Source organism: Paenibacillus dendritiformis (assembly GCF_945605565.1).
Lineage (GTDB): Bacteria > Bacillota > Bacilli > Paenibacillales > Paenibacillaceae > Paenibacillus_B > Paenibacillus_B dendritiformis_A.
This window is the reverse complement of the sequence record NZ_OX216966.1, coordinates 4,871,851-4,895,652: the sequence shown is the minus strand read 5'-3', so window position 1 is coordinate 4,895,652 and position 23,802 is coordinate 4,871,851. Positions and strand designations below refer to the sequence as shown.

The window sequence follows — 23,802 nt, the reverse complement described above, 5'->3', positions numbered from 1 at the left end:
CGACAGATTGTGACGAGTGTCACAAAGTCTGGACGGGCTGTAAAAGATAGACGGAAAAAAAGAATCATCATGTGATGTAGGTCACATACAGAGCAGGCGCAATAAGCTACACTTAGATTGTGAAAAGATTCACAAATAAAAACCGAGGAACATCGGACAAATCCGCAGCATGATAAATAGAAATAAGACCGACAGAAAAGCGGAACCCCGGGTTGACTTGGTCTACGGAGTGGAGGCGGAGAAGATGGCAGCACAACCGAAAGCAACCGCAATGGAAAAGAAAAATGTCCCGAATGCAGCAGAACATATTGATCAATTGGTGGCACGCGCCAAGAAGGCTCAAGCCGCATTTATGGACATGACGCAGGAACAGATTGACACGATTGTGCAGCAAATGGCGTTGGCCGGTCTCGACAAGCATATGCATTTGGCGAAAATGGCGGTCGAAGAGACAGGCCGCGGCGTGTATGAAGACAAAATCACGAAAAATATTTTTGCCACGGAATACATCTTCAACTCGATTAAGTACGAGAAAACCGTCGGCGTCATTGAGGACAATCCGAATGGCGCGTATATGAAAATTGCGGAGCCGGTCGGCATCGTAATGGGGATTACCCCGGTGACGAACCCGACGTCCACGACGATGTTCAAGGCGCTCATTTCCATTAAGACGCGCAACCCGATCATTTTCGGATTCCATCCGTCGGCACAGAAATGCAGCGCGGAAGCTGCCCGCATTTTGCACGACGCAGCGGTCAAATACGGCGCTCCTGAGCATTGTATCCAATGGATTGAATATCCGTCCATGGACGCGACCAATGCGCTGATGAATCATCCGGACGTGGCGCTCATCCTCGCCACAGGCGGGGCAGGCATGGTCCGGGCGGCGTACAGCTGCGGGAAGCCGGCGCTCGGCGTAGGTCCGGGCAACGTGCCTTGCTTCATTGACAAGACGGCGGAGCTGGAGCAGGCGGTTACCGACCTGATTCTGTCCAAAACGTTCGACAACGGCATGATCTGCGCATCCGAGCAGGCGGTTATTATCGAAGAACCGGTCTTCGCCGAAGTGAAAAAGCTGATGCAGGCCAAAGGCTGCCGCTTCCTGACGAAGGAAGAAACCGGCAAGCTGCAGGGCATGGCGATGAAGGCCGAATCCTGCGCCGTGAATCCGGCTATTGTTGGCCAGTCGGCGAAGCAGATTGCCGAGATGGCAGGCATCTCGGTTCCGGACGATACGAAGATCCTGGTGGCCGAGCTGGACGGCGTCGGACCGAAGTTCCCGCTGTCTGCCGAGAAGCTGAGCCCCGTTCTCGCCTGCTACAAGGTGAAGAACGCGCAGGAAGGAATCGATCGGGCAGCCGAGATCGTTGCCTTCGGCGGCATGGGTCACTCCTCCGTCATTCATTCTCATGACGACGACGTCATTCGCCGCTTCGCGGACCGTCTGCAGACCGGGCGGATTCTCGTCAACTCGCCGTCGACGCATGGCGCGATCGGGGACATTTACAACACGAATCTCCCTTCGTTGACCTTGGGCTGCGGCTCGTATGGACGCAACTCGACGTCTTCCAACGTAACGGCCGTCAATCTGCTCAATATTAAACGGGTGGCGAAGCGAACTGTGAATATGCAATGGTTTAAAGTGCCGAACAAGATTTATTTTGAAAAAGGCGCAACGCAATATTTGGCCAAAATGCCGGACATTCACCGGGTAATGATCGTCACCGACGCTATGATGGTGAAGCTCGGGTACGTCGAGAAGCTGGAATACTATCTGCGCCAGCGCCGGACGCCGGTTGCGATCGAAGTCTTCTCCGACGTCGAGCCGGATCCGTCCACGAAGACGGTAGAGCGCGGGGCGGAAATGATGCGGAGCTTCGAGCCCGACTGCATTATCGCCTTGGGCGGCGGCTCGCCGATGGACGCGGCGAAGGGCATGTGGCTGTTCTACGAATATCCGGATACTGACTTCGACAATCTGAAGCAGAAGTTCCTGGATATCCGCAAGCGTACGTTCAAATACCCGCGCCTTGGCCAAAAGGCCAAATTCGTCGCCATTCCTACAACGTCCGGTACCGGCTCCGAGGTCACCTCGTTCGCGGTCATCACGGACAAAGAGAAGGGCAACACGAAATATCCGCTGGCGGACTATGAGCTGACGCCGGACGTGGCTATCATCGACCCTGAATTCGTCTACAGCTTGCCGAAAACGGCCGTAGCCGACACCGGTATGGACGTGCTGACGCATGCGATTGAAGCTTATGTCTCCGTCATGGCGAGCGATTATACGGACGGACTGGCGATTAAAGCAATCCAGCTCGTCTTCGAGAACCTGGTGAAGTCTTACCGGGAAGCATGCCCGAAAGCGCGTGAAAAAATGCATAACGCCTCGACCTTGGCGGGAATGGCGTTCGCGAATGCGTTCCTTGGCATCAACCACAGCTTGGCGCATAAGTGGGGGGCGCAGTATCATACGGCGCACGGCCGCACGAATGCAATTTTGATGCCGCATGTCATCCGCTACAACGCGAAGAAGCCGACGAAGTTCGCTTCCTTCCCAAAATATGACCATTTCGTCGCAGATGTGCGCTATGCCGAGATCGCCCGCATTCTCGGGTTGCCGGCCCGCACGACGGAAGAAGGCGTGAAGAGCCTTATCGAGGCCATCCGCGGCCTGAACCGCGAGCTGGGCATTCCGGAGTCGTTCCAGGAGCTGGGCTTCGATCCGAAGGATTTCGAATCCCGCGTCGACTATCTGGCCGATCGCGCCTTCGAAGACCAATGCACGACCGCCAATCCGAAGCTGCCGCTCGTGACCGAGCTGGCGGAAGTATACCGCGACGCTTTCTATGGCCGCTTCGAATAAGATAAACAGCGCATCAGTATCATAATGAACAGGCAGCGGAGAGCAGCGGCTCTTCGCTGCTTTTCGCGTTTGCGGGTAAGCCCGGCCGAAATAATCGGACTTTTATCTATTTTATGTGATTATTTTCACAAAAACATGCTTCTTTGTGATGTACATCACACCGAAACTACGTGAAAGGAGGTACAATTAAGATGCAGCAAGGATAGACGCTGCGTAAGCCACTCAGGCAGGAAAAAAGCGGGCGGTTATCGAAGTAGAAGGCGGAACATAACGGCCGCATACCCTTAAACGTGAAATTCATCACAACTAAGTAAGGTTAAGGTATAGAGAGAACCATGTCGGGTGGCGCCTTCGTTGTCAGCACATACGAAAAGTAAACGGTATGGAGGGATTACGATGTCGGTGATGGAACGTAAAACAGAAGTAAAAGAACAAGCGTGGCGTGGATTCAATTCGGGAAAATGGCAAAATCATGTGGATGTCCCAAATTTCCTGGAAGGCAACATCCAGCCTTATCACGGTGATGAAGCATTCTTGGTCGGACCGACCCAGAACACAAAAGATCTATGGGATATCGTAAGCCAATTGTCGAAGGAAGAGCGCGAACGCGGCGGCGTGTGGGATGTCGATGTCAATACGCCATCGACGATTACTTCGCATAAGCCTGGCTATTTGGACAAGGATAAGGAGAAAGTAGTCGGCGTACAGACCGATGCTCCGTTCCGCCGTTCCATCCAGCCGTTCGGCGGCATCCGGATGATGATTGACGCTTGCAAAGCGTATGGCTTCGAAATGCCGGATGAAATCATCAAGATGTTCACAGATATTCGCAAGACGCATAACCAAGGCGTATTTGATGCATATACTTCCGAAATGCGCATGGCCCGCAAAGCCGGCATCATTACAGGCTTGCCGGACGCGTACGGGCGCGGACGCATTATCGGCGACTACCGCCGCGTTGCATTGTACGGCGTAGATTTCCTCATTAAGATGAAGCAGAAAGATCTGAACGACCTGGAAGTTGACGTAATGACGGATGACGTTATCCGCGACCGCGAAGAGCTGTCCGAGCAGATCCGGGCGCTGACGGAGTTGAAGCAGTTGGCCGAGATGCACGGCTTCGATATTTCCAAGCCGGCTCAGAATGCGAAGGAAGCTTTCCAATGGGTCTACTTCGGTTACTTGGCAGCGATCAAAGAACAGAACGGTGCGGCAATGTCGCTCGGACGCGTATCGTCTTTCCTCGATATTTATATCGAACGGGATCTGAAGGAAGGAAATCTGACGGAAGAAGAAGCTCAAGAGCTGGTTGACCATTTCGTCATGAAGCTCCGGATCGTCAAATTCCTGCGTACGCCGGATTACAATGATTTGTTCAGCGGCGACCCTACATGGGTAACCGAATCGATCGGCGGCATGGCCGTGGACGGAACGACTCGCGTCACGAAGAACAGCTTCCGCTTCCTGCATACCCTGTACAATCTCGGACCGGCTCCAGAACCGAACCTGACTGTCCTGTGGTCGACGAAGCTTCCGGAAGCATTCAAAAAATACTGCTCCAAAGTATCGATCGAGACGAGCTCGATTCAATACGAGAATGATGATCTGATGCGTCCGATTTATGGCGATGATTACGGTATCGCCTGCTGCGTATCCGCGATGCGCATCGGTAAGCAAATGCAGTTCTTCGGCGCCCGCGCCAACCTGGCGAAATGTCTGCTGTACGCGATCAACGGCGGCAAGGACGAGAAGCTGGGCGTGCAGGTCGGACCGGAGCTTCCTCCGATTACAAGCGAAGTGCTTGATTACGACGAAGTCGTCAAGCGATTCAAGCAGATGATGGAGTGGCTGGCGAAGCTGTACATGAACGCGCTGAATGTCATCCACTATATGCATGATAAATACAGCTACGAGCGGATTGAAATGGCATTGCATGACCGTGAAATTCTCCGGACGATGGCATGCGGAATCGCGGGCCTGTCGGTCGCAGCCGACTCGCTCAGCGCCATCAAGTACGCGAAAGTCAGACCAATTCGCAACGAGCAAGGCATCGCGGTGGACTTCGAGACAGAAGGCGAATATCCTTGCTACGGCAACAATGACGACCGCGTAGACAGCATCGCGATCGACCTGGTCGAATCGTTCATGAATATGATTCGGAAGCATCATGCATACCGCAATGCGCTCCCAACCCAATCCGTATTGACGATTACGTCGAACGTCGTCTATGGTAAGAAGACCGGTACGACGCCGGATGGACGCAAAGCGGGCGAACCGTTCGCTCCTGGGGCGAACCCAATGCACGGCCGCGACCGCAAAGGAGCCTTGGCATCGCTGAGCTCCGTCGCGAAGCTGCCATATGAGCACAGCCTTGACGGCATCTCGAACACGTTCTCCATCGTGCCGAAGGCGCTCGGCAAGGAGCTCGATTCGCGCAAATCGAACTTGACGTCGATGCTGGACGGCTATTTCAGCAGCAAGGGGCATCACTTGAACGTCAACGTGTTCGACCGCGAGCAGCTGCTTGACGCGATGGAACATCCGGAAAATTATCCGCAATTGACGATTCGCGTATCCGGATATGCGGTCAACTTCATCAAGCTGACGCGTGAGCAGCAGCTCGATGTCATCAACCGCACATTCCACGGCAGCATGTAATCAGACATGTGAGCCGGAAGAGAAGGGACCGTGAGCGACATGATTGGACGCATACACTCCGTAGAAACGTTCGGCACGGTGGATGGGCCAGGTATCCGATTCATTCTGTTCATGCAGGGCTGCGCCCTGAAGTGCAAATATTGCCACAACCGGGATACCTGGGATCTGCACGGCGGCACCGAGATGTCCGTAGAAGAAGCGCTCTCGGAAATCGAGTCCTACCTTCCGTATTATCGCAGCTCCGGCGGCGGCTTGACCGTATCGGGCGGGGAGCCAACATTGCAGGCTCCCTTCGTGAAGGAACTGTTCAAGCAGGTGAAGGAGCGTTGGAACTTGCCGACGGCGCTCGATACGAACGGCGTCAACGACGTGACGAAGCTGACCGGGCTGTACGACCTGACCGATCTGGTGCTGCTCGATATCAAGCATATCGACAATGAGAAGCACTTGGCCTTGACAGGCGTGCCGAATACGCGCACCCTGGAGACGGCGCGCTGGCTGTCAGACCACGGCAAGAAGATGTGGATCCGGCATGTGCTCGTGCCGACGATTAACGACGACGAGCAGGATCTGCTGAATCTCGGCCGCTTCATCGGCTCGCTGCAAGGCATCGAGAAGGTGGATGTGCTTCCATACCACCAGATGGGGGTATATAAATGGGAGCAGCTCGGCGAGAAATACCCGCTGGAAGGCATTCCGTCGCCGACGGCGGAAGAAGCGGAGCGGGCACAGCGGCTCATTGAACAGGGCCGGGCCGAAGCCGCAGCTCAAAAATAATCGCATATTGCGACATGGAACGTGCAGTGTCACCCAATGAACGGGGGCACTGCACGTTTTTTGTTCGCCCGCGATCTCCTGAGCTTCTCCCCCTACACGCTCCTTATGATCCGTATCTCCGTTGCGGGTAATCCGCCAGAGAGAGACGAAATATGATAAAATATTTTGCAGTTATGAAAACCTGAAAGCTGCGGTTGGGATGGATCATACTAATGCGATAATTGTGGAGAGTGAGTGAACGATGACAGATTTTAGCAGTCTTGAGCCGGGTATTCGAAAATTGGTTGCCCAATTTATCGAGAGCGGGCGTCCATCGGCAAGAAAGCAAAGCATGGAAGAGCGCAGGCAAGGATACTTGGATACAGTCCACTTAGCCGGAGAAGCAGTCCCGGTCCATCATATTTGTGAACAAACGATTGACGGCATACGGCTTCGCATCTACAAGCCATCGGAGCAAATCAATCTTCCGGTTTTGATTTTTTATCATGGCGGCTGTTTTGTCAGCGGCGTTTTCGAAACCCATGATCGTCAAATGCGTTTGTTATCTAATCTGGGAGGCGCTGTGGTCATTGCCGTCGATTACCGGTTAGCGCCGGAGCATCTGTATCCGGCTGCGCATGATGATGCGTTGACAGCCTCTACTATTGTTCGCCAACATGCCTTATCCTGGGGCGGCAACCCCGATAACATCACAATCGCCGGGGATAGTGCAGGCGGGCATCTGGCGCTGGTGACCTGTCTTCGCTTGAAAGAACAAGGGCATTGGATGCCACAGCGGCAAGTTCTCATTTATCCGATGCTGGATGCCACGGGCGCAAGCGACAGTTACCAAAAGTTCGGCGATGATTATGTAGTTACGCGGGACGCTTTGCTAAGCGGGTTTGAGGCTTATTTATCCGAACTGCCTCTTGATCACCCGGAAGCGAGCCCGCTATCCCGCACTGATTTGGAAGGTCTCCCGCCAACTCATATTATTACTGCGGAATTTGACCCGCTTGTGGACGAGGGCGAGGCGTTATACCGCCGTTTGTTGGAAGCAGGCGTGGAGGCTCACTGTAAAAGGTATCTTGGCGTGAACCACGGCTTCTTTCAGCTTGCCGGCATCAGTATGGCAGGCAGACAGTCGATTCAAGATGTCGCCACCATCCTGTCCAATTGAAAATAAAAATAAGCATGTAAAGCTCCTGAACCGGAACATGTCCGTTCTGAATACAGGAGCTTTTTGGCGTTGCTGAGGAGAAAATCATGCCACCGACAAATTCCGACAAGAGGATGTTCGAAGCCCTTATTTTCTGGTATGTTTATTATCACAAATTAGACAAAAAAGGGGGGGCTCGAATGAATAGTCCGTCGCCGAAGCCAAATCATTATGTAAGCGAATTCATAAAAGAGCGGATGGTTTCCTTTTGGACCCGGAAATGGATGGGGAGGCTCTGGTTCCGGTTCCTCCTTCCTTATTTGTTATTTCTGATCCTAACCTTAACCGCCGGCTGGATCGCTTACCAGGAGACGATCGACGTGCTGGAGCGGGAAGTGCTGGAGAGGAACGACAAGGCGCTGCACCAGGCCCAGACACTGCTGGAAACCCGGATTGCGGAGGTGGAATCCATCGTTCAGCAGGTAGCCGATCACCCGAAGGTGAGAGGCTTTCAAGTCGTACAGAAGCCTTTTGCCGGCACGAACACGTACAAAGTGATGAGCACGCAAAAGGCGCTTGATGATTACAGCATCAGCAACCGATTTTTGAAGGATTATTTTATCGTATTCCGCAACAGCTCGCTCGTCATCTCTCCGCACCGGGTGGAGTCGCTTGATTCATTCTACGGGGATGTGCTCCGCTATCGGGATTGGGATATGGCCGAATGGCGGGAGCAGACGCTGGAGACGTATCATTCCAAAGATTTCATCGGCCTGCATACCGTTAAATACGGAACAACCGAGGAGGAGATGATCACTTACATCCGTTCGCTTGGGTATCCCGGTTATTACCAGGGAGCGGTCGTGGCGCTCATCCCGCATGCGGAAGTGGGAAAGCTGCTCAGCGGCATCAATGTGCAGGCCGGGGGCTGGGTGCGCGTGATGGATACAAGCGGACAGCTCATCGGCCAGGCCATGGACGAAGCCGGGAGCGGACAGCCGGGAGGAGAGGTTGATCTGGCCGCCATCCTGGAACGGTCGAACCCCCATTACCGTACCGAGCTGAACGGGAGGGACATGCTCGTCTCGAAGACGACGTCCCCGAAGACGGGCTGGACGTATATCGCCGCGCAGCCGGCGGACGAGGTGCTGGAGAGCGTCCACGCGATGAAGAGGACGACCTTCACGCTGGTAGGGTTGTCGCTCGTCGTCATCGTGCTGCTGGCGCTGTGGCTGTCCCGCCGTAACAGCCGGCCCTTGGAAGGTCTGTACTCCTATGTCCATACGAACGCGAAGCCGGGAATGGCGCAGCGAAGCCGCAAGTCCGACATCTTCGGCTATTTGCGCGATGCGTTCACAGAACTGCTCGAGACGACGAAGACGCTTGATCAGAAGCTGAGCGAGCGGCAGGAATATGCCCGCATGGCCGTCTTCGATCGCTGGCTGCGCGGGGGATACGCCACCGAACAGCAGCTGGAGTCCTCGCTCGCGCATGCGGGATTGCAGCGCAGCGCTACGATGTATGCGGTCGCGGTGCTTCATCTCGGCTGGCATGGCGACGATTGGAGCGCCCCGGTCCTCGATGAGATGGGGCTGAAAATGCTTGTCGTGAAGGAGACGGCGTCCGGCTTGGATCGGATTCCCTTCGATCTTCACGAGGTAGGCCAGGATCAGGTTGCCTTGCTGTTCTACGGCACCGAGGCGGAAGCGGACGGTGATGGACCTGCCCGCTTCGCGGCCTTGATGGCACAGACCTTGATGGAATTGAACGAGCGCCTGAAGAGCGCCCATATATTGCCGATGTATACGATCGGCGGCATCGTCACCGATCGGATGGATGTGCCGCGGTCGCTGGAACAGGCGCAGCAGCTGTACGGAATGTCCGACGGGAGCCAGGATCTGATCTGGTGGAACGAGGAGGAGCACTCGGATGCGGGAATGTACCGGTTCAACGCCGAGATGGAGAACCGGCTCACGCACGCCGTCCGCGGCGGGGATGAGGAAGAGGTGGCGAGGTTATGCCAGACCGTCTGGCAGGACAACTGGGAGAAGCGGCCGCTTACCTGTCCGATGGAACGCTGGCTGCTGATGGATATGTATGCCGCGGCCATGAAGCTGGCGCAGTCGCTCGATCTGCCGCTGCAGACCGATAGCGCGACCTTTCAGCAAAAAGTATTAAAGAAAGGGTCGGAGCTGCATAAGCTGTTCCCGCTTGTCCGGAACGAATTCGTTCAATTGAGCCGGACTGTGCATGAACGGAAGCGCAGCCGCAACGCGACGCTGCTGGAGGATATGATGGCCTGCATTCGCGAAGGCTATGTTGATTCCTCGCTGTCTCTCACCGTCATCTCGGATCGGCTGCAGGTGTCGGAAGCGTATGTATCCGCGTTTTTCAAGGAACAGACCGGCCGGAATTTCTCGGATTATGTGGAGGAGCTGAGGCTGGAGCATGCCAAGCAATTAATGCGGGAAGGGGACGCCTTGACCTCGATTGCCGAGCGGGTCGGCTACAATTCCTTGAACTCGTTCAGCCGCGCATTCAAGCGCGCGCACGGGATGAGCGCCACCGAATATCGAAAATGGTTAAGTGAACAAAAAAGGAATAACGACTCTTCGTAAAAATCGCACAATCGCTGAAAACGGCTTCTTTTCCCGCTGCGGAGTCCCGTTATACACTGTGACCACACAGCGAACGGCTGGCCAGGGCAAGCCCGCCAGCCATCAGCGCAGCGTTGGATGTAAGCGTCATCATCGCTGCGCCATTATAACGGTCCCGACCGGGAACAGGAGGTGTGCTTTTGTCGGAACAATGGCAGCCAGAGGCAAGATCATCCATTCCGGCAGCGGCGGCGATACCGGTGCGCAAGTCCGCGTTCGTATCCTATTTGAAGCGATCATGGCAGCTATACGCGCTGTTCGCCCTTCCGCTGCTCTATGTCATTCTTTTCAAGTACGGTCCGATGGTCGGCGCCCAGATCGCCTTCAAGGACTACAACGTCGTCAAGGGCATGTGGGCAAGCGATTGGATCGGATTCAAGCATTTTGCGCGCTTCTTCAACTCCTATGATTTCTGGCGCATTATGCAGAACACGCTGATTATCAGCCTTTATTCCCTTGCGGTCAGTACGCCGTTGCCTGTGCTGCTCGCCCTGAGCCTGAATGCGGTCCGGATACGGTGGTTCAAAAATACGGTGCAAATGGTCAGCTACGCGCCCCATTTCATCTCTACCGTCGTCATGGTCGGCCTGCTGCTGCAGTTCCTCGATCCCCGCTCAGGCATGATCAATCAGTTTTTGGGGCTGTTCGGGGTAGATCCGATTCATTTTATGGGGGAAATGCAGTTCTTCAAATCGATATTTGTCTGGTCCGGCATCTGGCAGCATATCGGATTCTCCTGCATTATCTATCTTGCTGCGCTGTCCACCGTCGATCCGGCCCTGCATGAGGCCGCCGTGCTGGATGGAGCCGGGCGGGTGAAGCGAATCTGGCATATCGATATGCCGGCAGTGCTCCCGATCGCGATGATTCTGCTCATCTTGAACACGGGGCAACTGCTGGAGACCGGATTCGAGAAGATTTACTTGATGCAGAATCCGCTGAATCTGAAGACATCGGAAGTGATTGACACCTACGTGTACAAAATCGGATTGCTGTCCCAAGCGATGAATTTCTCCTACGCGACGGCCATCGGCCTGTTCAAGTCGGTAATATCGCTCTTGCTTATCGTGATGGTCAATTATACCGCCCGCAAGACCGGGCAGGAGAGCTTATGGTGACGGGAGGAGAGGACACAGATGGATTCACTGGCTCATGATAAAAGCGACCGTATCTTTCATCTCGTGAACAATGCGGCGCTTGGCGTATTTCTCCTTATCGTGCTGTATCCGCTGCTGTATGTCGTAAGCGCTTCCTTCAGCTCGGCGAGCGCCGTCATTTCCGGCAAAGTATGGCTGTGGCCGGTCGAGTTCTCGCTGGACGGCTATGAAGCCGTATTCCGGCACCGGATGGTATGGACCGGTCTGCAGAACACGCTCCTCTATACATTCGCCGGCACGTTGATCAGCGTGCTGGTCACCGTGCTGGCGGCTTACCCGCTGTCCCGGAACGACTTCAAGGGGAGACGAGGCTTCACGCTGCTGTTCGTATTCACGATGATGTTCAACGGCGGGCTGATTCCGACCTATCTGCTCGTGAAAGAGCTCGGCATGCTGGATACGGTCTGGGCCATGGTTGTCCCGGCGGCCTTGTCCGTCTGGAATGTGATGATTATGATGACGTATTTCCGCACCAGCATTCCGCTGGAGCTGCTGGAATCGGCGCAGATGGACGGCTGCAACGACTTCACCTTCCTGCTGCGCATTGTGCTTCCTTTGTCAGGGCCAATCATCGCCGTAGTAACCTTGTTCTACGCGGTGGACCAGTGGAATCAGTATTTCAATGCCTTGATTTTCCTGAAATCTGAGAAATTGTTCCCGCTGCAGCTCGTTCTCCGGGATATTCTCGTCCAGAACCAAGTCAGCCAGGAGACGCTTGGGGACGCGAAGACGGCAGCCGCTCGCCAAGGGTTGCGGGAGCTGCTCAAATACTCTCTCATCGTTGTATCTTCCGTGCCGCTGTTGGCTATCTATCCGTTCGTGCAGAAATATTTCGTGAAGGGCATGATGATTGGCTCGATCAAAGGATAAGGCATGAACCAAGGTGCAGGGTTCGGCATCGGCTTCATGAAGCGACCGCTTCATTAGGCATATAAGGCAAGATGGCTGTGAACAGGACAAAAGGGGGAATTCGTAATGAGATGGAAGCGTTGGAGTACGGCATGTCTGGCGGCGGTGATGACGCTATCGCTCCTGCTGACCGCCTGCTCGGGGAGCGGCGATAATGCGAGCGGAACGAATGACGGCGGCCAGGCAGGCGAATCAATCGTGACGGCCAAGGGCACGTACCCGATCGTAGAAGAGAAGGTGACGCTGAAGGTCATGGTTCCATCGGAGGCGCTGGTGGAAAATTTCGAGACGAACGAGTTCACGAAATGGTATGAAGAGAAGACGAACGTGCATGTGGAATGGATCGTCGTGCCGCAGCAGAGCGCCAGCGAGAAGTTGAATCTGATGCTCGCTTCAGGCGACTATCCGGACGTCATCATGAGATTCGGCGTCACGCCGGCGCAGCAGATGATCTATGGCAAGCAAGGCGTGTTCCTGCCGCTCAATGACCTGATCGAGCAGTACGGCGACAAGTTCAAGAAGGTGCTGGACAGCAATGAGGGGCTGGCCACCGCGATCACGGCGCCGGACGGCAACATTTATGCGCTGCCGAGCATCAACGACTGCTACCATTGCTCGATGGCGCAGAAGATGTGGATCTACAAGCCGTGGCTCGACAAGCTGGGCCTGGACGTGCCGACGACGACGGATGAGCTGTATACCGTATTGAAGGCGTTCAAGGAAAAGGATCCGAACGGGAACGGCAAGGCCGATGAAGTGCCGCTTACGGGAGCTCCGCGCGGCAGCGGCTGGTATTCGTCCATCGACGCGTTCCTGATGAACTCCTTCGTGCTGAACCCGGTATTCAGCGAATCGCGCAGTCATATGTACGTGGAAGACGGACGCATTCAAGTCGCCTTCGACAAGCCGGGCTGGCGTGACGGTCTCGCCTATATGAACAAGCTGTACAAGGAAGGCTTGATCGATCCGCAAATCTTCACGCAGGACAGCGATCAACTGCTGAAGCTGGGCGAAACGTCCGGCGATCCGATTGTCGGGGCGGCCTTTGGGGGACATCAGGGCGTCTTCACCCAGATTGCCGGGGAGAGCGGCCGCTGGCTCGACTATGTGACCGTGCCGCCATTGAAGGGACCGAACGGCGTCCAGTATGCCGCCTATGACCCATTCGGGTACTCGGTCGGATCGTATCTCATTACGAAAAACGCGAAGCACCCGGATGTCGCCTTCCGTTGGGCGGACGGCTTTTATGATGAAGAAGTATCGCTGCGCACAACGATTGGACGTCCGGGCGAGGAGTGGCGCGAAGCGAAGGAAGGCGAAATCGGCATCAACGGCAAGCCGGCCAAGTGGGCGAAGCTGAAGGAATACGGGCAAATTCAGAACGTCCACTGGGAGCAGACGGCGCCGACGAACCGCTCGAACGAGCTTCGCTTGAGCTCGGCCGTTCCTAATAACGGCGAGCCGAGTCTAGAAGTGATCCTTTATAATGAAACGAAAAATAATTACGATCCATACAAGCCAAGCGCGGATATGGCCGTGCCGCAGCTGTTCTTCACCGATGAGCAGGCCGCAGAGCTGTCCGACCTGTCGAAGACGATCAACGACTATGTCGACGAAATGATGGCCCGCTTCGTCATCGGCGACGCGGATCTGGAGAAAGACTGGGATACCTATCTCCAGACCCTCGAAGGGATGAACCTGCCGCGCTTCCTGGAGATATTCCAGACCGCCTACGACAGCAAAAAATAAACCGCAGGCGTGGTCCCGCATTCATTTTCCCATCGTCAAAGCATACAAAAGAAGCTATCCGGGGTGTGATCCCGGGTAGCTTTTTATTTGGAAAGTGTTATTTCGTGCCTCTTACGAGCAGTCTCCCCATTGGTCAGGAATGTAGGAAGCCGTTCCGCCTACGGGACGTGGATGTTTATTTACCGGAGAAAGCCAGATAAAAAGTAAGCGGCCTAGTCATGGCCGCTTTTCTATGCCTAGAGCTTCGCGAACCGATTGCTGGAGTAATTGCGAAAAGTTAAGATTCGCCTCCTCTCCAGCATCACGGAGCCATTTCGGCAGGGTACAGTTTTTGGTTACTGTCTTGTCGTCCGCAGGTGGGATCACGAAGACATCAACATAGATAATCCGGTCGCTCGGCTCTTCCAGTTGGATAGCACTAATCTCGGAAGGCTCTGGCACAGGTTCATTGTTGTCGTTCATTTCTTCGATACGATGCATAAGCATAACCTTGGCATCTTTAATACCAGTGACGACGGACGGGGCTGTTACAGCGGTGCCCGGGAAATCCGGAAAGTATATGCTTACACCAGTAGGCGTCTCTTCGACAACAACAGGATAGATGTAATTCGGCATCATAGAACCTCCTTCTTATTAAAAGGGAGAGAGTAGGGGGTTATCAGGGGCAAAATTTAACCCCTGATGTTCTCTCAATACTTTTTAACGTGCCCTTCGCTAAAACCTCGCCGCTTGAATGGTAACTGACATCGGCGTACCGCGTAGGGTCGTCCTTGTGTATGTACCGACGGTGGCTCGTGCCCTTACCGTGAGTGGGGGATTTGTAGAACCCCGCGGCTTTGAGCGCTTGTAAGACTTCCCTGACGGTACGTTGCTTCCCCAACTGTTTCTCCCTCCCTTCACAATCTATGATAACACGCATAATTAATGCGTGTAAATGATTGGCGCGCATAAAATACGCGTGTTATGGTATCGCCTAAAAACACCCCTTGGGATGAGACGAGAATGAATCGTCATCAGCGAGTCGCTGCAAGAACCGTAAGTTTCAACAGGAGGAAGTCCAAAAAGTGGTTGACAATGTGGTTGTGAAAGCCATCTTTCTGATTTAGTATTGACTTTCCATATTTGTATCCGTGTCTCTTACATGCACTCTCCCAACCAGTCAGGAGGTCATCATATATGTGTCTTCTTGAAAATTGACTCGGGCAAGAGCCCCTCTAATGTTATGCGGTGTGAAGAATTTGTTCAGCAGCCTTTGATATGTTTGGATAAGGCAGGGGCTGATTGAATGGGATAATGGTCAAAAGGACTTGTGAAAAGCGGACCGGATCATGCCTGAGTCGATGGGAGAGTAGCGGAAAGGGGAGATTTGCCGAAGATTTGCCTGACTAATTGGGATCATGGTCAAAAGGGCTCGCGAAGAGGTGCACTGATCCTGCCTGACTCAATGGGAGAGTGCCGTAAAAGGCAGATGGGCGACGGATCGGATTTATCTGCTGAGAGTATAGGCTTATACCCAATTGGCAGGGATACAATCATATAATCGGGATTAGAGGATTTTATCCCCCGATCGTAGATATTCGTCCTTAACGGATACGGACGATAGACCTATAATTGATTATGTATGGACTACACTATTATTTACCTTGGGGAGGTCTTGCCATGAGAAGAAAGGCTGTTCTTCTTCTCACGCTGATCGTGGCGGCGGCGTCCGTGATTGCCGCCTGTGGCAAGATTGGCGGCGAAGACGGTTCCAAGTCCGATCAATCATTAAATAGTGAACCGTTCGATCTGAAGCTGCGGCATATTCAGCTCGGAGACGCGAATAAGAACCGTCTCGCTCGTCTTGAAGCGGTCGTGAAGAAGACGCAGGAGCAGCATCCGGGTCTTACGATCAGGCTGGATGGGGTCGACAGCGAGGTGAACCGCAAGGATAAGCTGAGAAGCGAGATGGCGGCCGGCAATCCGCCGGACATTTTCGATACATTCGGCAGTCCGGATGTCGGTCTGTATGCCAAGGAAGGCCTTGTGCTGGATATTGCGCCGATTCTGCAGGAGCTCGGTTTGAAGGACAAGTTCCTCAACCTGGAACCGTGGACGCATGACGGGAAGATTTATGGCTTGCCGAACGGCGGATCCATTGAAGGCTATTTTTATAATAAACAGTATTTTGTGGAAAAGGAGCTGGAATTGCCGAAGACGCTGGCTGATCTGGAGTCCATCGCGGACAAGATCAAAGCCGACGGTAAAATCCCGTTCGCCCGGGCTTCCAAGGATGCCTGGGTTCCGCTCATGACAATTAACAATCTGTGGTCGTACTATACCGGCCCTCAGTTCACCGCAGGCTTCAAGACCGGCGAATCGAAGTGGACCGACCCGCGGATGGTGGAAGCGATCTCGAAGCATCAGGAATGGGTGAACAAAGGTTATTTTAAGCGTGGCGAGCTCGGATTGGAGTATGCGGATCAGCGCACTCAGCTTCTGACTGGAGAAGCGATCATGATGTTCGACGGGACCTGGGGATCTTCCGGTCTGACGGAGGAGAAGACGGCTGACGGCAAGAGCAAATTCGGCTTCTTTCTGATGCCGCCGCTCAAGGAAGGCGATGGCATAAGCGCAATGGTGGATACGAACAACGGGTATGCGTTCTCGGCCAAGGTGGCGGAGGATCCGCGCAAGCTGGAGGCGGTCAAGTCGTTCATCCTCAATTTTTATAATGAAGAGATTCAATTGCTGGGCCTGATGGAAGACGGCGTGCTGCCGTCTCTGAAGATGGAGCAGTCGAAGATGGAGCAGGTGGTCGACAGCGGCCTTATTCTTGAGATTATCCAGCGCACCAATGAAGTTCGGTACAGATGGCCGGCGTTCGACGCATTAATCCAGGCCGAGGTCGACACCGAGCTGCGCATCGGCATTCAGCGCGTCATGGAAGGCGATCTCGAGCCGGCCGCTATGCTTGCCGCCGTGCAGAAGATGCAGGACGAAGCGAACATGGCCTTGAGATAAGGAATGTTCCCTCGTTGGCGCAATATATACGGACGGAGCTGGGAACGGGAATGAACTTGCGGTTTAAAATGTTGGCTGGATTCGTAACGTTGATCATAATTCCCCTCCTTTTGCTGGGGTCGCTCGTGTTCTATATCACCTTTCAATTGTTCGCCCAGAAGTATAGCGAGCAGGCGGAATTTTCGCTCAAAGCGATCGGGCAGAGCGTCAGCTATTTCTTCTCGGAGATGAACCGGGTGACGGATACCGGAATCAGCAACTCCGTCTTCCAGAACGCGCTGACGGCCGGATCGAGCGAAAATCTGGCCAACGCGAATTATTTGCAGCTGAACGAGAATCAGCGCAATTTCCGCCTGCTCTTATACAGCCATCCGTCTATCGGATACGCATTTCTTTATAATTACCGGAGCACCTTGCCGCAAAATCAGGTCATCTCGATTTTTAACAAAGAAGGCTTTATGGCGCTTCCGTTCGACCAGTTCAAAAAGCACCCGCTTTACGAGCAAGTCCTGAAGTCGAACGGCGCCCCGAAATGGGTGGGACCGTATGAATACCCCGAGGTGACCGGCCACGAACCGGTTTTTACCCAGATCCGGGTCGTCAAGGAATTAAGCAGCCTGCGCAATATCGGCATTCTTGTCGTGCAAATCAAGAACTGGGAGATCGAATCGATATTCAATGATTTCCGCCGCAACCAAGGAGAGGAAGAGGATGACACGCGCTTCCTGCTCGTCAATAATGCGGGCATGATTCTGTATGACAGCGACAAGCTGGCGAACGGGGACTCGTTGACCGGGATGATCGATTCCGCCAAGCTGTCGGATACCTCGCGCTACCAGAGCTTCAAGACGTCGTTCAACGGGCAGGAGAGCATCGTCTCGATGTATAAGCTGAAGGATTATGATTGGCATATCGTCTCGGTGACTTCCTGGAAAATGCTGACCAAAGAGATGATCAGCTTTGGCATGTGGGTCGCGATTATTTTGCTCGTGTGCGTGGCCGCCGCCGTGCTGTTCAATCTGCTGTTCGTGAACCGGATTACTCATTCCATCAACCGGATCGTCCGCTTCATGCGCCGCGTGGAGTCCGGCGAGATGAACGCCCGGGTCGACGAGAAGGATCGGGATGAACTGGGGGCGCTCGCTGTCGGGTTCAACCGCCTTATCGATCAGGTATGCGTGCTCCTGCAGCAGGTGAAGCGGGAACAGCAGCAGAAGAACAAGGCGGAGATGCGTGTCCTTGAAGCGCAGATCAAGCCGCATTTCCTGTTCAATACGCTGGAATCGATCAATGTGCTCGCCGTGCAGAACGAAGGGCGCAAAGTAAGCCAGATGGTGATCAGACTGGGCAATATCCTGCGCACAAGCATCCAGGACAAGGAAGAGATAACGATCCGCGAGGAGCTGGAGTATACGCGCAGTTATTTGGAAATCCAGAAGTTCCGGTTCGAGGATGTGTTCAACTTCGAAATCAATGTCCCGGATGAAATCATGAACGCCAAAATATTGAAGCTGACCCTGCAGCCGCTCGTCGAGAACTGCATTCAGCACGGCTTCGACGGCATCATGCATCCCGGGGTTATCCGGATCACCGCCTCCGAGGATGCCGAGTGCATTTATTTGCGGGTGAAGGATAACGGAGTCGGGATGTCGAACAAGCAGCTCAGCCGCTTCCAGTATATGCAATCCGATGAGTGTCAGCCGTCGAATCCGGAGCTGCCCGACAGCTACAATGCAGAGCGCCGCGGCCTCGGCGTGCGCAGCGTAGCCGACCGGGTTCGCATCCGGTACGGCCCGCGCTACGGCTTGTTCATCTGCTCTGCGCCGCAGATGGGAACGGTGATCCAGATAACGATACCCAAATTTGAACAGGGGGAAGCGAAATGAACGTGAAGGTGTTGCTCATTGACGATGAAGCGCCGATTGTGAACAATCTGAAGATCGTCATCCCCTGGAATGAGATGCAGATCGATATTGTCGGGACCGCGCGCAACGGCGCCGAGGGGCTTGATGCGGTGCGAGCGCATGAGCCCGATATTATTTTGTGCGATATTCGCATGCCTGTGATGGACGGTATGGAATTTTTGCGGGAAATCCGTAAAATGGGCGTCGAAGCCGAAGTGCTGATGCTGACGGGCTACCAGGAATTCGAATATGCCCGCATCGCCCTGCAGCACGGGGTGCGAGATTATATTGTGAAGCCGATTAATTATGAAGAGCTGCAGCAGACCGTAAGCAAGCTGGCCGATGAGGTCCGATCCCGCAAGCAAAAGAAAAAACAGGAGGAGCGGCGCTGGGGGAAGGTCATCCGCCTCGCCTTCGAGAAGATGATGTTCGATGTGTTGATGGGCTTCTCATCGGGTCCTTCCCCGCTGGTGATGCAGGAAGGGGACATTCCGGCCGAGCGGTTGACCTATGCGGTGCTGCTCGTCGATCTGGACGGATATGCCCAGCGTACCGTATCATGGGGAGATAGCGAGCGCAAGCTGTGGAACTTCGCCGTTCGCAATGTGCTCCAGGATGCCATCCAGGAGGAAGGACTGACCTATGCCGTCCTGCAAATGCGGGAAGGGGAATGGGCGGTTCTCATTCAGTTCGGCCCGGACCGCGCGGAGGCGACGACTTCGGAGATGGTATGCTGGGCCCAAGATATTCAACAGGCGGTGCGGGAGCATGTCAAAATGACCGTAAGCCTCGCCTGGGATCAGGGACCGGTGCCGATGGCCGCGCTCTCCCACACTTACAAACGGCTGCAGCGCGTGCTGATATGGGCATCGGAAGACGAGCAGCTGCTCTCGGTCGATGAAGGCTCGATGGCCCGCCAAGTCGCGTCGGTCTCGGAATGGCATCTCGTCGAAGAGATCGTGTCCGGGATGAAGCAGAACGACAAGCGCAATGTCGAGCAAGGGCTTCATTCCTTGCAGACGAGCCTGTCCTGCATGTCAGAGCAGTCGATTATGCGGGTCGAGAAATTCCTGCATTATGTCGTTATTCATCTGCTGCGTGAAATGCGGGAACTGGAATTCATCCAGGCGCAGCAGGAAGAGGAAGTGTGGAACAAGCTGCAGCACAGCTTGAGCGTGAAGGACCTGATGAATGTCATCACGGATCTGGTCGGCAATACGAAGGAACACGCGATGAACAAGAAATCGGGCGAATTGCTTATGATTTCGGCGAAGGACTACATTCATCGGCATCTGGGCTCGGATATCGGCATCGAGGAGCTTGCCGATCACCTTGGCATCAGCTGCAGCTACTTCAGCATGCTGTTCAAAAATTATTTCGGGGAGACGTTCGTTGAATACGTCACAAGACAGCGCATGGAGCTCGCGATGTCGATGCTGCGCATGACCGACAAGAGCATCGCGCAGATCGGCATGCTCGCCGGCTACACCGAGCGCCGTTACTTCTCGAGAGTATTTCAGAAGTATACGGGCATGACTCCTTCCGAGTACAGGGAGTCCCGGGTAACGGCCGAATAGACAGCGCGGCGGCGCCTGCGCATCAATTTAACGACAGAGAGGATGGAACGAGAGGCATGGGTAAACAGCAACTGACATTGGAACAGAAAATCGGCCAAATGGTCATGTGCGGCTTCCAGGGCCCGGTTGTCAACGACAATATCCGCACGCTGATTGAGAGGCATCATGTTGGCGGCATCATTTATTTCCGCCGCAACGTGCAAAGCAAGGAGCAGGTATGCGAGTTGTCCCGGGAGCTGCAGCTTATCTCGCGCAAGCATACCGATATTCCGCTCTTTATCTGCATCGACCAGGAAGGGGGCATGGTCGCCCGCATCGATTGGGACGATATTACGCTCATTCCCGGCAATATGGCGATCGGGGCGGCGCGCAGCGCCGAAGACGCGTATGAAGCGGCCCGAATCTGCGGCGAAGAGCTGCTCCATATGGGCATCAATATGAACTTTGCGCCAAGCGTGGACGTGAACAACAATGCGCTGAACCCGGTCATCGGGGTGCGTTCGTACGGCGAGCGCCCGGACCTCGTGGCAGAGCTTGGAGCGGCTCAGATTCGCGGTCTGCAGGAGGCGAACGTCGCGGCGACGGCGAAGCATTTCCCGGGACATGGGGACACGGCGGTCGATTCCCACCACGGGCTGGCGGCGGTCAATCATGACGAGGAGCGGCTGCTCGCGATCGAGCTGGCCCCGTTCATTCGCGCCATCCGCGAAGGCGTCGATCTGATTATGACCGCACATGTCATGTTCCCGGCCTTCGAGCCGAACCCGATTCCGGCGACGCTGTCGCGCAATGTGCTGACGAATCTGCTGCGCAAGCGGCTTGGCTATAACGGCGTCATCGTCACCGACTGCCTGGAGATGCATGCGATCTCCAAGGAGTTCGGCATTCCCGAAGGGACTGTGCGCTCGGTGGAAGCCGGCGCCGATCTGGTGCTCGTCAGTCATACGTACGAAGAGCAGGTAGCGGCGATCGAGGCACTGGTCGAGGCGGTGCGCAGCGGACGGATTCCGGAGTCGCAGATCGACGACTCTGTCGATCGGCTGTTGACGCTGAAGTCGAAGCGCAGCATGGACGCGCTGCCGGAAGTGACGCCTCAATTCGCGGCGATGTTCGGTTCCGACGCTTCCAAGGCCGTCGTCGACCGCATCTGCGAGAACAGCATTACGCTGGTCAAAAATGAAGGCGGGTCCATTCCGCTACGCAAGGAGGAGCCGACGCTCGTCATCTGGCCGGAAGTGCGCCAGCGCACGGAGGTCGATGAGCCGATCGAACAGTCCTACACATTGGCGACGGCGCTGTCGCCGTACGTAGACCATGTGGAGGAATGGCGGATCGGCACGTACCCGGAGGCGGAGGAAGTGGAGGCGACCTTGGCGAAGGCCGCATCCTTCAAGCAGATTGTCGTGCTGACCTATAATGCGGTATCCACGCTCCATCCCGGCCAGGTCGAGATTGTACAGGGCCTGATTGGCCGCCCGGATGCGCATGTTATCGTCGCATCGACGCGCAATCCGTATGATTTGAACCAGTTCCCGGAAGCGCCGGTCTATCTGTGCTGCTATGAAAATCGTCCAGCGACGATGAAGGCGCTGGCCGCCGTGCTGGCAGGCAAGCAGGAAGCGCGCGGCAAGCTGCCGGTCACGATCTCGCCGGACTATCCGTTCGGGCATCAGGCATAGAAGCCGATAGCATCGGCAAGGTATACGGGCCGATGCTTCCATCAGAAGGCTGTTACCCGGTCGTCTATCATGGCGCCGGGAACGGCCTTTTTGCTTGCTGTGAGAGCGGTTCCGCCGCAGTGAAAATATCCGATGGATTTATGAGGCGGATCCCGCTATATTGGAATAAGAATTGTACCGATTAGGAGAGAAGCTGCTTATGAGAGAGAATGTGCCTCCGGCTCGTTACGGCAAGCTTATTACGGAAACGCTGTTCATGGCGGCCGGAATTATCGTCGGCTTGTTCGGGTTAGTTATGATGTTGGGCTTTCTTGTGTCAGAGAAGCGCGAGTCGGCAGGAGGGAACGATATTGTGCTGCTAACGCTGTTCTCCCTTTTGCCGATCGCTGCAGGGTGCTGGCTGTGCTATTTGTCATGGAAAAGGAAGAGAAAGCGGAAGCTGGCGGAGTTGGAAAATACGGCGTTATCGCTCGCTGCCCGGAAGGGAGGACGCTTGACGGCGGCCGAATTGGCCATGGATGCCCGCATCGACGTGCAGAAGGCGCGCGCGTTGCTGGAGCACTTCGTGAAGGAGAAGGCGGCGATTCTGAAAATCGCCGATAACGGCGCTTACGTCTATGAGTTCGACGGTCTGCTCGATGAACGGGAGAAGGCAGATGCGCAGTCGCTGAAGGAATTGATTTACGGTAAGCCGCTATAGCTCTGGTAATGTCACGATTGCCATAGAAGCAAGGACAACATCAATGGGACGGGAGGCTGTTGGATGAAGAATCAGGAACCATATGCGGAGCTGGAGCAGGCGCTGCAGGAATTAGAGAAGTGGGAACGGGAGCAGAAGGATCTGTCCTTCTTCGATAAAATCGGCCGCCTGCCCTTTACCTTGCTGGAGCGGTTCACGCCTGCAGGGCTCCAACGGAAAATATCCGAGCTGCTGGATGAGCTTGGAGCCTATCTGCAAACGGGCGGCAAATATTTGGTTCAGAAAAAACATGTGCTGAACAAGCTGCAGGGGAAGCGGGCAGAGATGGACCCGGCGGCCGCCGGGCAGCGGGCCGAACCGGAAGTTGCGCTCGCCCGATCGCTGCCGCTTGCCGTATGCGACGCCGTCGCGGCCGAAGTCATGGAGGCGAACAAGAAGATGGCGTTCGCCCAAGGAGCAACGACAGGCTTCGGCGGGCTGTTCACGCTGGCGGTCGATATCCCGGCCGTGCTCGGCTTGGCCTTGAAGGCGCTGCAGGAGACAGCCATCTGCTATGGCTTCGATCCGGATGATCCGCGCGAGCGGGTTTTTATCGTCAAATGCATGCAGTTCACGACTTCGGATGTCGTAGGCAAGCAGGCGATCCTGAAGGATGTGGCCGATTATGACAATCCGGAACGCGAGCGCGCGGGCTTGTCGGAGATGCAGGGCTGGCGGGAGACAATGGCTTCCTTCACGGACAGCTTCGGTTGGAAGAAGCTGTTCCAGACGATTCCGGTCGTCGGGATGGTATTCGGCTCCTTCAGCAACCGCTCGATGATTCATGATATGGCGGAGACCGGACAATACTTGTACCGCAAGCGGGCCATTCTCGCGCGCCTGCAAGCGGTGAACAACGAGGCTGCCGAAGAGTAGCCCGTCTTTTTTTGCGAGATTGCTGCGATGCGGTAAATGAATGCAGAACGGTGTGGGATCCCTTTATTGAAACCGTTATATTTTTCCAGTATAATGAAATCGTCTTCAAAATA

16 protein-coding genes are annotated in these 23,802 nt (G+C 54.9%); 14 read left to right on the top strand and 2 right to left on the bottom strand.

Features of this window, described 5'->3' with window-relative positions; genetic code table 11:
* Window positions 1-271: 271 nt before the first annotated feature.
* The 8 genes from adhE to NNL35_RS21920 all read left to right on the top strand — a co-directional run bounded on the left by adhE (window position 272) and on the right by NNL35_RS21920 (window position 13,911).
* A complete protein-coding gene (gene adhE, locus NNL35_RS21955) occupies window positions 272-2,866 on the top strand; it encodes a bifunctional acetaldehyde-CoA/alcohol dehydrogenase (protein ID WP_420798526.1) in 2,595 nt (864 codons plus the stop codon).
* A 396-nt stretch (window positions 2,867-3,262) separates the two neighbouring features.
* Entirely contained in the window at window positions 3,263-5,524 is a 2,262-nt protein-coding gene (gene pflB / locus NNL35_RS21950) for a formate C-acetyltransferase (protein WP_040730559.1), read from the top strand.
* A gap of 39 nt (window positions 5,525-5,563) precedes the next feature.
* Entirely contained in the window at window positions 5,564-6,301 is a 738-nt protein-coding gene (gene pflA, locus NNL35_RS21945; protein ID WP_006675976.1) for a pyruvate formate-lyase-activating protein, read from the top strand.
* Window positions 6,302-6,542: 241 nt separating this feature from the next.
* Window positions 6,543-7,460, top strand: coding sequence for an alpha/beta hydrolase (locus NNL35_RS21940; protein WP_040730562.1), 918 nt, complete (start codon window positions 6,543-6,545; stop codon window positions 7,458-7,460).
* A gap of 236 nt (window positions 7,461-7,696) precedes the next feature.
* Window positions 7,697-10,057 (top strand): AraC family transcriptional regulator, encoded by a 2,361-nt coding sequence (locus NNL35_RS21935; RefSeq protein ID WP_254553726.1) that lies wholly within the window; start codon window positions 7,697-7,699, stop codon window positions 10,055-10,057.
* Window positions 10,058-10,236: 179 nt separating this feature from the next.
* Window positions 10,237-11,214 carry an ABC transporter permease gene (locus NNL35_RS21930; protein WP_006675979.1) on the top strand — a complete coding sequence of 326 codons (978 nt, stop codon included), beginning with the start codon at window positions 10,237-10,239 and terminating at the stop codon, window positions 11,212-11,214.
* Between the two features lie 18 nt (window positions 11,215-11,232).
* The gene (locus NNL35_RS21925; RefSeq protein ID WP_006675980.1) at window positions 11,233-12,123 is read left to right on the top strand and encodes a carbohydrate ABC transporter permease; all 891 of its coding nucleotides are present in this window, start codon (window positions 11,233-11,235) and stop codon (window positions 12,121-12,123) included.
* A gap of 105 nt (window positions 12,124-12,228) precedes the next feature.
* Window positions 12,229-13,911 (top strand): ABC transporter substrate-binding protein, encoded by a 1,683-nt coding sequence (locus tag NNL35_RS21920; protein WP_006675981.1) that lies wholly within the window; start codon window positions 12,229-12,231, stop codon window positions 13,909-13,911.
* Between the two features lie 216 nt (window positions 13,912-14,127).
* Here NNL35_RS21920 and NNL35_RS21915 read toward each other — a convergent pair whose 3' ends face one another.
* Both NNL35_RS21915 and NNL35_RS21910 read right to left on the bottom strand, forming a co-directional pair.
* A complete protein-coding gene (locus tag NNL35_RS21915; protein ID WP_006675982.1) occupies window positions 14,128-14,526 on the bottom strand; it encodes a type II toxin-antitoxin system HicB family antitoxin in 399 nt (132 codons plus the stop codon).
* A gap of 43 nt (window positions 14,527-14,569) precedes the next feature.
* A complete protein-coding gene (locus tag NNL35_RS21910) occupies window positions 14,570-14,830 on the bottom strand; it encodes a type II toxin-antitoxin system HicA family toxin (protein ID WP_238535303.1) in 261 nt (86 codons plus the stop codon).
* 740 nt (window positions 14,831-15,570) lie between these two features.
* Between NNL35_RS21910 and NNL35_RS21905 the strand changes: the two genes are divergently transcribed.
* The 6 genes from NNL35_RS21905 (at window position 15,571) to NNL35_RS21880 (ending at window position 23,689) form a co-directional block, all read left to right on the top strand.
* A complete protein-coding gene (locus NNL35_RS21905; protein WP_006675984.1) occupies window positions 15,571-16,914 on the top strand; it encodes an ABC transporter substrate-binding protein in 1,344 nt (447 codons plus the stop codon).
* Window positions 16,915-16,964: 50 nt separating this feature from the next.
* Window positions 16,965-18,800, top strand: a complete 1,836-nt coding sequence (locus NNL35_RS21900) for a cache domain-containing sensor histidine kinase (RefSeq protein WP_040730589.1) — start codon at window positions 16,965-16,967, stop codon at window positions 18,798-18,800.
* Window positions 18,797-20,395, top strand: a complete 1,599-nt coding sequence (locus NNL35_RS21895; protein WP_006675986.1) for a response regulator transcription factor — start codon at window positions 18,797-18,799, stop codon at window positions 20,393-20,395. Before NNL35_RS21900 ends, NNL35_RS21895 begins: the two co-directional genes overlap by 4 nt.
* Window positions 20,396-20,451: 56 nt before the next feature.
* Window positions 20,452-22,074, top strand: coding sequence for a beta-N-acetylhexosaminidase (nagZ, locus tag NNL35_RS21890; RefSeq protein WP_006675988.1), 1,623 nt, complete (start codon window positions 20,452-20,454; stop codon window positions 22,072-22,074).
* A gap of 199 nt (window positions 22,075-22,273) precedes the next feature.
* Window positions 22,274-22,774, top strand: coding sequence for a hypothetical protein (locus NNL35_RS21885; protein ID WP_006675989.1), 501 nt, complete (start codon window positions 22,274-22,276; stop codon window positions 22,772-22,774).
* Window positions 22,775-22,837: 63 nt separating this feature from the next.
* Window positions 22,838-23,689, top strand: a complete 852-nt coding sequence (locus NNL35_RS21880; protein WP_006675990.1) for an EcsC family protein — start codon at window positions 22,838-22,840, stop codon at window positions 23,687-23,689.
* Window positions 23,690-23,802 lie beyond the last annotated feature (113 nt).

Bases quoted from the DNA above. Each gene is read 5' to 3' on its own strand.
- NNL35_RS21935 (WP_254553726.1), top strand. From the start codon at position 7,697: ATGGTTTCCTTTTGGACCCGGAAATGGATGGGGAGGCTCTGGTTCCGG.
- pflB (WP_040730559.1), top strand. From the start codon at position 3,263: ATGTCGGTGATGGAACGTAAAACAGAAGTAAAAGAACAAGCGTGGCGT.
- adhE (WP_420798526.1), top strand. From the start codon at position 272: ATGGAAAAGAAAAATGTCCCGAATGCAGCAGAACATATTGATCAATTG.
- NNL35_RS21910 (WP_238535303.1), bottom strand. From the start codon at position 14,830: ATGCGTGTTATCATAGATTGTGAAGGGAGGGAGAAACAGTTGGGGAAG.
- NNL35_RS21915 (WP_006675982.1), bottom strand. From the start codon at position 14,526: ATGCCGAATTACATCTATCCTGTTGTTGTCGAAGAGACGCCTACTGGT.
- pflA (WP_006675976.1), top strand. From the start codon at position 5,564: ATGATTGGACGCATACACTCCGTAGAAACGTTCGGCACGGTGGATGGG.
- NNL35_RS21885 (WP_006675989.1), top strand. From the start codon at position 22,274: ATGAGAGAGAATGTGCCTCCGGCTCGTTACGGCAAGCTTATTACGGAA.
- NNL35_RS21940 (WP_040730562.1), top strand. From the start codon at position 6,543: ATGACAGATTTTAGCAGTCTTGAGCCGGGTATTCGAAAATTGGTTGCC.
- NNL35_RS21900 (WP_040730589.1), top strand. From the start codon at position 16,965: ATGAACTTGCGGTTTAAAATGTTGGCTGGATTCGTAACGTTGATCATA.
- NNL35_RS21880 (WP_006675990.1), top strand. From the start codon at position 22,838: ATGAAGAATCAGGAACCATATGCGGAGCTGGAGCAGGCGCTGCAGGAA.
- NNL35_RS21920 (WP_006675981.1), top strand. From the start codon at position 12,229: ATGAGATGGAAGCGTTGGAGTACGGCATGTCTGGCGGCGGTGATGACG.
- nagZ (WP_006675988.1), top strand. From the start codon at position 20,452: ATGGGTAAACAGCAACTGACATTGGAACAGAAAATCGGCCAAATGGTC.
- NNL35_RS21925 (WP_006675980.1), top strand. From the start codon at position 11,233: ATGGATTCACTGGCTCATGATAAAAGCGACCGTATCTTTCATCTCGTG.
- NNL35_RS21895 (WP_006675986.1), top strand. From the start codon at position 18,797: ATGAACGTGAAGGTGTTGCTCATTGACGATGAAGCGCCGATTGTGAAC.
- NNL35_RS21905 (WP_006675984.1), top strand. From the start codon at position 15,571: ATGAGAAGAAAGGCTGTTCTTCTTCTCACGCTGATCGTGGCGGCGGCG.